The organism is Vibrio sp. M250220 (assembly GCF_036533795.1).
GTDB lineage: Bacteria > Pseudomonadota > Gammaproteobacteria > Enterobacterales > Vibrionaceae > Vibrio.
Genome location: NZ_JATABI010000019.1, coordinates 43,943 through 54,189, shown reverse-complemented (window position 1 = coordinate 54,189; position 10,247 = coordinate 43,943). Strand labels below are relative to the sequence as shown.

8 protein-coding genes are annotated in these 10,247 nt (G+C 45.2%); 4 read left to right on the top strand and 4 right to left on the bottom strand.

Translation table 11 applies throughout. From position 1 onward, the window contains the following. Positions 1-196 precede the first annotated feature (196 nt). Entirely contained in the window at positions 197-1,714 is a 1,518-nt protein-coding gene (locus QTN94_RS09140; protein WP_331427477.1) for a CYTH and CHAD domain-containing protein, read from the bottom strand. Positions 1,715-1,920: 206 nt separating this feature from the next. Here QTN94_RS09140 and QTN94_RS09135 point away from each other — a divergent pair, with 206 nt between their 5' ends. The 3 genes from QTN94_RS09135 to QTN94_RS09125 all read left to right on the top strand — a co-directional run bounded on the left by QTN94_RS09135 (position 1,921) and on the right by QTN94_RS09125 (position 4,778). Beyond that, positions 1,921-2,601 carry a TIGR00153 family protein gene (locus QTN94_RS09135; RefSeq protein ID WP_331427476.1) on the top strand — a complete coding sequence of 227 codons (681 nt, stop codon included), beginning with the start codon at positions 1,921-1,923 and terminating at the stop codon, positions 2,599-2,601. 132 nt (positions 2,602-2,733) lie between these two features. Continuing rightward, positions 2,734-3,993 (top strand): inorganic phosphate transporter, encoded by a 1,260-nt coding sequence (locus QTN94_RS09130; protein WP_138971832.1) that lies wholly within the window; start codon positions 2,734-2,736, stop codon positions 3,991-3,993. A gap of 173 nt (positions 3,994-4,166) precedes the next feature. Then, on the top strand, positions 4,167-4,778 hold the full coding sequence (locus QTN94_RS09125) for a TIGR04211 family SH3 domain-containing protein (RefSeq protein ID WP_331427475.1): 612 nt from the start codon (positions 4,167-4,169) through the stop codon (positions 4,776-4,778). Positions 4,779-4,827: 49 nt separating this feature from the next. Here QTN94_RS09125 and QTN94_RS09120 read toward each other — a convergent pair whose 3' ends face one another. After that, entirely contained in the window at positions 4,828-5,601 is a 774-nt protein-coding gene (locus QTN94_RS09120; protein ID WP_331427474.1) for a general secretion pathway protein GspB, read from the bottom strand. After that, positions 5,594-7,216 (bottom strand): ExeA family protein, encoded by a 1,623-nt coding sequence (locus QTN94_RS09115; RefSeq protein ID WP_331427473.1) that lies wholly within the window; start codon positions 7,214-7,216, stop codon positions 5,594-5,596. The genes QTN94_RS09120 and QTN94_RS09115 overlap by 8 nt, the downstream gene beginning before the upstream one ends. A gap of 88 nt (positions 7,217-7,304) precedes the next feature. Here QTN94_RS09115 and QTN94_RS09110 point away from each other — a divergent pair, with 88 nt between their 5' ends. Continuing rightward, positions 7,305-8,525: a multifunctional CCA addition/repair protein gene (locus QTN94_RS09110; RefSeq protein ID WP_331416177.1), complete on the top strand. Its 1,221-nt coding sequence runs from the start codon at positions 7,305-7,307 to the stop codon at positions 8,523-8,525. A 357-nt stretch (positions 8,526-8,882) separates the two neighbouring features. Here QTN94_RS09110 and eno read toward each other — a convergent pair whose 3' ends face one another. Next, on the bottom strand, positions 8,883-10,181 hold the full coding sequence (gene eno, locus QTN94_RS09105; RefSeq protein WP_331416176.1) for a phosphopyruvate hydratase: 1,299 nt from the start codon (positions 10,179-10,181) through the stop codon (positions 8,883-8,885). Positions 10,182-10,247: the final 66 nt, after the last annotated feature.

Below are 10,247 nucleotides of genomic sequence, written 5' to 3'. Positions count from 1 at the left end.
ACGTGGGAAGCTTGATTGTATCTACTCATGTTATTTGTCCTCTTTGACTTCTGGAAAAATCAAAGACGCATTTAGCATGAGTAGTTTTACAGGCAAAGCCGAAACGGATGATAACCACCTACTGAAGTAGGTGGTTTAGGGCTGAAAATCAAAACGGGAGCCATAAGGCTCCCGTTGCTTTTACGTTATTTACTGATTAGCTTTGCCAATATGGCTGAGCTTCAATACAAATGACTCGAGTCTGCTCCATAGCATGAAGTATCGAGCTTTCTTGTCGTGCCAACCAACGCTCGAGTTGTTCACGCTCTTCGCCTTCTAGCTTGTCCACTAATTGCTCTAACGTTTTTAGCTTTTGCAGGTCATCCGTACCATGCAATAGATCACTCCAAGGCAAACGGAAACCGTTGCGCTCATCAACATCAAACAGGCTAGCAAAGCTAACACCGGTATATAGATTACGCATCAAACGGTATTGCTGCTCAATGTAGTCTTGGCTAGTTAGGTTGCGTTCTGGTGGGAAAGCTTCCATCAACTCAGCCCATGTGCGATCAAGTTGCTGTATTGAGAAATGCTCAATATTAAGTGTCATTTTTTCGCGAGACTTATCATCAAGGAAAGGCTGCCAACCGCGAGTCAGGATCCAGCGACTTAAATCTAACAACAAGCCAGTATAACGTGCTGAATTCAGTAACTCCAAAACTTGTTCACGACTCGGTAGCTGTTCTTGAAGCAGTTTCAGTTCACTGACAAGAAACTTACGCGCATCGAGTTTACGTAGCGCATGGCCTTTGTCATCAAGCAGATCTTCGAGGTAGTCGTAATCATGTAACCACTCAAGTTCTTGCTCAAGCCATTTAAGCTCTTGGCGCAAAATAGCACTTGCACGACGAGGAACCACACCACCGTAAACCGTTAAAATCTGTCGAATGAAGCTGAGCGAATTTTTTATCTCATGCACCGCTTCGATCGAATCACGCTCTGAATAGATCTGTTCATGGTAATGCCAATGAGAAAGAGCATGTTCTAAAGAGTTGATAAAGCACGACTCAACGGTGTCATTCTTATTCGTTGCAACTAAGGTTAACGGTTTTACTTCGTCCCCCGTGTAGCCCATCGCTAAACGGTAGCCTTTGGCTGCTTTGCTCAAGTTGCCTAAGCGCATACCGCCATCTTCAGAGAAGCTACGAGCCAGTGTAAATAACGCATCGGTCTGTCCGGACTTTAGCTCGAGCTCAACTTCGCAAATCGGATCTTGCTTACCATTGGCTTCGACCATGCCTTGGTCAAACGCAACCTCAACTTGGCTACCATCAGGCATACCAATCAACCATTGCTCTCGGATGAAATTAGTAGAGAAAAGTGGCTGAAGCTCAGACTGTAGCGTGGCGATATCTTTTCCTGCCGGCCAAATATCGCCCGGGTGAAGGGCTAATTGCGGGTCATTGCTGTCATGTTCAGCATTGTACTCCGGTCTCTGGTGCAATCCTGCAACCACACGACCTGATGTTTTCACCGTCTGAACATAGACGTCATCAAAACGGCGAATCCTTAGACCAATATCGTGCTGACGAAGCCAGTTATCCGGCGTATCAAAGTAAGTGTTACCTAACTCTCGACAGCTGTGCTGAAGTACTTTTGTTTCAGAAATCTTGTCTCGTAAAGTGTCTGAAAAATCGGGAGATACAAAAAACTTCAGTTCTATCTCGGTTTCCATAGTTATACCTTTCAAAGCAGATAGAGACAGGATATTGCCAATTTTCTTACTCGGCAAGAAAGAAATATCGACTTAATGATGATCTAAAACAGTTTTAATGATGGATTTAATGAGTTAACATGCGCGCCTTTATAGCCATCGTTCAACATTTCGCCATGAAATGGTGTATGTTAGTTTTTAGGTTATATTAATTGGGTTGAATGACCATGCCAGTAAATACAATTATGGGGCTATTTGCAAAGTCCCCTATTAAACCTTTGCAGCGCCACGTTGTGTGTGTAAATGAATGTTGCTCACACCTAATCAACTTTTTCGAAGTAAGTTCAAAAGGGGATTGGGAGAAAGCATCTGAAATTCGTGCACAGATTTCTCATCTTGAGAAGGAAGCCGACGTACTTAAGCGCGAAATTCGTCTAAAACTTCCTCGTGGTTTGTTTATGCCAGTGGATCGCAGCGACATGCTTGAACTACTGACACAACAGGACAAACTCGCAAACCTTGCAAAAGACATTGCTGGCCGAGTTTATGGCCGTCAATTGACTATCCCTGCACCTCTTCAAGAGAATTTTATTGCGTACGTAAGACGTTGCCTAGACGCAGCTGAACAAGCGCAAAAAGTTATCAATGAGCTTGATGAGTTATTGGAAACTGGATTTAAAGGCCGCGAAGTAACGCTTGTGGCTGAAATGATCCACCAACTGGATGTGATTGAGGACGACACAGACGCGATGCAGATCCAACTTCGCCAACAACTAATGGCGATCGAATCGGATCTAAATCCTGTTGATGTGATATTCCTTTACAAAATTCTAGAGTGGGTAGGCGGTATTGCTGATCAGGCGCAACGTGTTGGTGCGCGTCTGGAAGTAATGTTGTCTCGCTCATAAATATAAGTTAACCAAATAACGAAGAGCATCTAACTAGTTCACACCCCTTATAGGCGATAAATACTGACGCGCTGAAGGGGTTTCGTCGTTCTTAATTTTTGCTCCGCTTGTTATCAACAACTAGGTATTACGATGGATATCCTTGCGAACTACGGCACTGTCCTGATTATTATTGCAGCAGTCTTTGGCTTTATGATGGCTATCGGTATTGGCGCAAATGACGTAGCCAATGCGATGGGCACATCTGTGGGGTCAAAAGCGCTAACCGTCAAACAAGCAATCATCATTGCGATGATCTTTGAGTTTGCTGGTGCATATTTAGCAGGTGGTGAAGTAACCGACACTATCCGTAAAGGCGTAATTGAAACGTCCCTATTTGCTCACCAACCTGACGTACTTGTCTTCGGTATGATGTCAGCGCTTTTAGCTGCTGGTACATGGCTACTACTCGCTTCTTACATGGGTTGGCCAGTTTCAACGACTCACTCAATCATCGGTGCAATCATCGGTTTTGCGTGTGTTTCAGTAGGTACAGAAGCGGTTGACTGGAGCAGTGTTCAAGGCATTGTAGGTAGCTGGATTATTACTCCTGTTATCTCTGGTTTCTTTGCTTACGTAATCTTTGTCAGTGCACAACGACTGATATTCGATACTGAAAAACCTCTGTTTAACGCTAAACGCTTCGTACCTGTTTACATGTTTATTACCACTATGGTAATTGCTCTGGTTACGATTAAGAAAGGCCTTAAGCACGTTGGTCTGCACCTATCCAACGGTGAAGCTTGGATGTGGGCAGCCATTGTATCTGCAATCGTAATGGCTGGTGGTTACTTCTACATTCAGAAGAAATTTGCTAGCCGCGAAGATGATCATGGCTTTGCTGGTGTAGAAGGCATCTTTAGCGTTCTGATGGTTATCACAGCTTGTGCGATGGCATTTGCTCACGGCTCAAACGACGTCGCTAACGCCATTGGCCCTCTATCTGCGGTTGTATCGACAGTGGAGCACATGGGTGAGATTACAACCAAGAGTACGATCGCTTGGTGGATTCTACCACTCGGTGGCTTTGGAATTGTTGTTGGTCTTGCGACTCTTGGTCACAAAGTAATGGCAACGGTTGGTACTGGTATTACAGAACTAACACCTAGCCGTGGCTTCGCCGCTCAGCTTGCTACTGCATGTACTGTAGTACTAGCGTCAGGTACAGGTCTGCCAATCTCTACCACTCAAACACTCGTTGGTGCTGTTTTAGGTGTTGGTTTTGCTCGTGGTATCGCAGCACTTAACCTTGGTGTTGTGCGTAACATCGTTGCATCTTGGATCGTTACACTGCCAGCAGGTGCGCTATTGGCAGTCGTATTCTTCTACGCGATTCAAGCGATGTTTGTTTAATCAATGACGTCAGTGATGTGTTAACTCACTGTCATTATTGACTCAAAACCGCATAAAGGGAGGCTAAGCCTCCCTTCTTTGTTGCAGTCATCTCAGAAACTACTTACTATTTGGCTCTAGAATTATATAGATAATGGGTTTGCAGCCCCTCTTAGACTGTTAAAGGATTTACCGTGAAAAAACTGGTTTGCTTCGTTTTGGCCTCGATGCTTGCTGTGCCAGCGGCATTTGCTCAAGACCGTTATATTTCTGATAAGCTTTTTACCTATATGCACTCTGGTCCAAGCAACCAATTCCGCATTATCGGCAGTATTGATGCTGGCGAAAAAGTAAAACTACTGTCGACAAACAAAGACTCTGGATATACAGAAGTTCAAGACAGCAAAGGACGTAGAGGCTGGATTGAAAGCCGATTCGTTACTAATCAAGAAAGCATGGCTTTACGACTACCTAAGCTTGAAGATGAGCTAAAAGACGTTAAAGAGAAGCTGGCGAATGCTCGCTCAAATGCTGATCAAGAAAAAGCGGGATTAGTCGATTCTCTAGAAACTCGTAACCGCCAAATCAGTGAGTTAGAACTAGGCTACAACGAAATGAGCCAACAGCTATCCGCTTCTCAGGAAGAAGTTCGCAAACTGCGTGCGAAACTGGATACACAGAAAGATGACTTACTACTGAAATACTTTATGTATGGCGGTGGCGTTGCAGGTATCGGTCTACTGCTTGGCTTGATTCTGCCACATATCATTCCACGCAGAAAACGTTCTCCATCCGGTTGGGGGTAAGTAGAACAGAAATTAACAAGGTCACGATGTCGTGACCTTTTTTAATCAGTTAACCTTTCCAATCATATAAGGCAGGCACTTCTATCAACTCGCCCTTGTAGCGAATCCGACAGGCTTGCTGCTCGATCGCCACCAACTCAACATCCGCGCTAATCCAGTCACCTTCACTGTACTCTACCCCATTTACCTTAACCCAACGCTTATCAGCTCGGCTCGAGTAGACATGCGTCTGAAAGTTCATTGCTGGCAGTTTTCCATACCAACTATCAGGCTGTTGTGACAGGTTTGACACTCGGTCATCCGAGTTCACTGGCTCAACTTGAGGGATTGTATTAACGGCGCTTGCAAACCGTTGCGCCAGCTCTGGTGATAGACCTGACAAATCGAGACCTGTCAGCAGATCGGTTTGATCTGAAGCTACACTTTGAACGGTGTTTCCAGCCTTCCCGAGTATCTCATCAGGCAGAGCGTCATCGTCTATTTCACCTTCGGTAACGTTAGACACTTTATCATCACGCTGAGAATAGGTCGCAGCCAGAGGCCCAAAGTCTGGCGCTTTTTCAATCTGGTATTCGAACGGAACTTCAATTGATACCGTCTCACTAACATTGGATTCAAGCCAAGCTTGTTTTTGTGACTGATAGGTATGAATAACGACTAGACCCGCTATCACCATAGGCGGAACGAATGCTATCGAGAAGTATCGCAACCTGCCTATAGGCTGTGGCTGCGTCGTCATGACAGGAGCCAACATTGGCGCTTGCATGCCAGTTGAGCATCGGCTTCGCTCTGAACTTTTGAGTTGTCGCATAACCTTAGACATCGGTATTTTCCTTATCCACTGTTAGTTTGGGTCTATCTGGCTGAGATAACATCTCCAGTAAACGCAAGGTCTTTTTCCCTGCAATACCATCCACTGTCAGCCCTTTCCAACGTTGAAATAGTTCGACTTTCTCTTTTAGCTGTTGATCAAATACAAACGTCGCCGATTTTGGCTGCCCGAGAGCTTGAGATATAAACTGGTCAAGTATTACTACCTTCTCACCTTGCATACCTGGCTTGAGCGTTTCGTCCCAATAACCGCGCCAGATATGCCGATATTCACCATGCCAGATGCTTTCTAGCCATTGAGTATCAAACGCCACCAGCTCATTATTGACCAATAACTTTGCTTTGCTGTTCGAAAGCGCATAGAGAACAGCAAAACGAGCCTGTCCATCAATATTCAGAGTGAGGACGACAGGTGTATTGAGTTCAATAAGCTCACTTAATGTGCCGTTCGCCAGTTCACAGCGGAACTGGGAATTGCCATTATCCAAACATAACTGATCCAGTACTGAAGCCCGATAGCCCCATACTCGATAAAGATCCGAAATCGCCTGTTCCTGATCGCTCGCTTGCGCCAACTGTGCTTTAAGCTGTTGAGGAAATACCGTCGTTATGTGTTCAACGTTTTCAACCCTTGGATACTGTTGTTGCAATAACTCAGAGATAGTCGAGCTCACTAGGCTAGGCGTCATTAAATAGACCATCACAGAGAGTAATCCACCTACGCTCATCGCCGTCATGTACTTAGCGATGCGTGGCGGTGGATGGCTGCCAATAACTGCCGAGGTTTGAACAGACGCGGTTTGAAAACTCATCACTTCATCGCAAGCCTGTTGAACAGTCGTTACCGTCGGGTGATTTTCTCCATTCGCATACGCACGCTTTAAACTTGCATCACAGACGAGGTTGATTAATCTCGGTATTCCTTGCGTGTTACGCGCGATGTACTTAATTGCATTGGCAGGCAATAAGTCAGGGGGGCCACCTGCAAGAGTAAGCCGGAATCGAATGTAATCTCGAGTTTCATCGCTACTTAACGGGAGCAAATGGTATCGCCCCGTAATACGTTGAGCTAGCTGCCTCAGCTGTGGCATCTGTAGCTTAAGTTGTAGCTCCGGTTGTCCGATTAAAAGGACTTTGAGAAGTTTCTGACTCTCGGTTTCAAGATTCGTCAGCAACCTTAGCTGCTCAAGAACATCCGCAGATAAATGTTGTGCCTCATCAATCACCAGTAAGGTCTGAATCCCCTTAGAGTGATTATCCAGTAAGAACTTATGAATACGTTGGTTAAGCTGCTTAAGTGACGCTTGCTGCGGATAATCCAGCTCAAACTCATCACATACCGCTTCAAGCAACTCAATATCAGAAAAGGTAGGATTGAGGATTAACCCTGCCTGTGTTGTCTCTGCTAGAGTATTTAGTATTGAGCGAGCGATGGTCGTTTTACCTGTACCCACTTCACCAGTAAGCATCGCGAAGCCACCGCCTTCTCCAAGCCCGGCTTGAATTTGAAAAGTGGCTTCTTTATGGCGGCGACTTTGAAATACAAAACGAGAGTTAGGCACAATCGAAAATGGTAGCTCTGTTAGCGCAAAATATTGTTGATACATACTTCTCGTCTCTGGGAATTTGTCGCTAAGGAAAGTACCATTGCTGGCACAAATAGCCAATGACATTATAGATAAAAGGGAGAGCTAGGTGCAAAGATACCTTGTTGGTGGTGCAGTCCGCGATCAGTTACTCGAGATCGACATCTATGACAAAGATTGGGTCGTGGTCGGTGCAACACCCGAACAACTACTTGAAAAAGGCTATACCGCTGTCGGTAAAGATTTCCCTGTATTCCTTCATCCTAAAACGAAGGAGGAACATGCCCTTGCCCGCACCGAACGCAAGATTGGTTCGGGATATACTGGATTTGAGTGTTACTTTGCCGCCGATGTGACTTTAGAAGAAGATCTCCTGCGCCGAGATCTTACTATCAACGCGATGGCACAAGATCCTGATGGCACCATCATCGATCCATTCAATGGTCAAGCCGATCTAAGAGATCGTATTTTGCGCCATGTCTCTAGTGCCTTTACTGAAGATCCGTTGCGCGTGTTACGCGTCGCTCGCTTTGCCGCTAAGCTTGATCATTTGGGGTTCAGTGTTGCTGATGAAACTTTAACGCTAATGCGCCAAATCGTACATTCTGGAGAATTGAATAACCTTACTCCCGAGCGAGTTTGGCTTGAATGGCAAAAGTCTCTTTCAACCCCCAACCCACAAGTATTTTTATCTGTATTAAGGCAATGTGGTGCTCTTAGCGTATTGCTTCCTGAACTTGATGCCCTATTCGGTGTACCTCAGCCAGAAAAATGGCATCCAGAAATAGATACCGGTATTCACACGTTAATGGTCGCTAAGCAAGCAGCCTTGCTCAGCAACTCGTTACCTGTGCGATTTGCAGCGCAAGTTCATGACTTAGGCAAAGGTGTCACCCCTCCTTCTGAATGGCCTAGCCATAAAATGCATTGCCACACAGGACTAAAGTTAATTAAGCAGTTATGCGAACGAGTGAGAGTGCCCAACGAATATCGTGACCTAGCATTGATGGTTTGTGAACAGCACTCAAATATCCATCGTGCAGCTGAGCTTCGCCCTGAAACCAAACTCAAAGTGCTTAATAAGTTCGATGTATGGCGCAAGCCAGAGCGCCTACAAGACATTCTACTGTGCTGTATGGCCGATAGCCGTGGCAGAACAGGCCATGAAGAGATTGATTACCCGCAAAAAGCGGTTTTTGAGCAAGCCTACCAAGCGGCATTATCTGTCGACGTCCAATCAATCATTCAGGATGGCTTCAAAGGTGCGGATATTCGAGAAGAGATGGAAAAACGCAGAGTTACGGCAATTAAAGAACTAGCCGCTAACTAGAATATGAGCTCTTTTAGGCAATAACTCTTACCAACCCTTTCGACAGCAACACGGTCAGAACGGCTCATTGTTCTTAGAGCCTTAAACGCAAAATGCCTCACTAAAAAGTGAGGCATTTATTAGAGCTTTAAGCTAATAATTCAAACTATGAATTATTGACCTTTAACTTCTTTTAGACCGTTGAAAGGAGCGCGCTCACCTAGAGCTTCCTCGATACGGATTAGTTGGTTGCTTTCTTTTAGGTATAGCAGCAACACGGTCAGAACGGCTCATTGTTCTTAGAGCCTTAAATGCAAAATGCCCCACTAAAAAGTGAGGCATTTATTAGAGCTTTAAGCTAATAATTCAAACTATGAATTATTGACCTTTAACTTCTTTTAGACCGTTGAAAGGAGCGCGCTCACCTAGAGCTTCCTCGATACGGATTAGTTGGTTGTACTTAGCAACACGGTCAGAACGGCTCATTGAACCAGTTTTGATTTGACCTGCAGCAGTACCTACCGCTAGGTCAGCGATAGTTGCATCTTCAGTTTCGCCAGAACGGTGAGAGATTACAGCTGTGTAACCTGCGTCTTTAGCCATCTTGATTGCAGCTAGAGTCTCAGTTAGAGAACCGATTTGGTTGAACTTGATAAGGATAGAGTTAGCTACGCCTTTCTCGATACCTTCAGCAAGGATCTTAGTGTTAGTAACGAATAGATCGTCACCTACTAGTTGCAGCTTGTCACCTAGTAGTTCAGTTTGGTGCTTGAAGCCAGCCCAATCAGACTCGTCTAGACCATCTTCGATAGAAACGATTGGGAATTGGTTAGCTAGCTCAGCTAGGTAGTGGTTGAACTCTTCAGAAGTGAACGTTTTACCTTCGCCTTTCATGTTGTAGATGCCAGCTTCTTTGTCGAAGAACTCAGATGCTGCACAGTCCATAGCTAGAGTAACGTCTTTACCTAGTTCGTAACCCGCAGCTGCAACAGCTTCTGCGATAACTTCTAGAGCTTCAGCGTTAGACTTAAGGTTAGGAGCGAAACCACCTTCGTCACCAACTGCAGTGCTGTAGCCTTTAGACTTAAGAACTTTAGCTAGGTTGTGGAATACTTCTGCACCGATACGTAGACCTTCTTTAAGAGTCTTAGCACCAACTGGTTGGATCATGAACTCTTGGATGTCAACGTTGTTGTCTGCATGCTCACCACCGTTGATGATGTTCATCATTGGTAGAGGCATAGAGAACTGACCAGCAGTACCGTTTAGCTCAGCGATGTGCTCGTATAGAGGCATGCCTTTAGCCGCTGCAGCAGCTTTAGCGTTCGCTAGAGATACAGCTAGAATTGCGTTAGCACCGAACTTAGATTTGTTTTCAGTACCGTCTAGCTCGATCATGATAGCGTCGATTGCAGCTTGGTCTTTAGCATCTTTACCAACTAGAGCTTCAGCGATTGCACCGTTTACAGCTTCAACAGCTTTAAGAACACCTTTACCTAGGAAACGAGCTTTGTCGCCGTCACGTAGCTCAAGAGCTTCGCGTGAACCAGTTGATGCGCCAGATGGAGCAGCAGCCATACCTACGAAACCGCCTTCTAGGTGTACTTCAGCTTCTACAGTTGGGTTACCACGTGAATCGATGATTTCACGACCTAGAACTTTAACGATCTTAGACATTGAATGTTTCCTTCTCGTTGAATATATAATGTCAAAATTAAAGGCAGCAGCACTACTAACGCTACT

Excerpts from the sequence above, each read along its gene's own strand:
- eno (WP_331416176.1), bottom strand. The coding sequence starts at position 10,181 with ATGTCTAAGATCGTTAAAGTTCTAGGTCGTGAAATCATCGATTCACGT.
- QTN94_RS09130 (WP_138971832.1), top strand. The coding sequence starts at position 2,734 with ATGGATATCCTTGCGAACTACGGCACTGTCCTGATTATTATTGCAGCA.
- QTN94_RS09140 (WP_331427477.1), bottom strand. The coding sequence starts at position 1,714 with ATGGAAACCGAGATAGAACTGAAGTTTTTTGTATCTCCCGATTTTTCA.
- QTN94_RS09115 (WP_331427473.1), bottom strand. The coding sequence starts at position 7,216 with ATGTATCAACAATATTTTGCGCTAACAGAGCTACCATTTTCGATTGTG.
- QTN94_RS09135 (WP_331427476.1), top strand. The coding sequence starts at position 1,921 with ATGCCAGTAAATACAATTATGGGGCTATTTGCAAAGTCCCCTATTAAA.
- QTN94_RS09120 (WP_331427474.1), bottom strand. The coding sequence starts at position 5,601 with ATGTCTAAGGTTATGCGACAACTCAAAAGTTCAGAGCGAAGCCGATGC.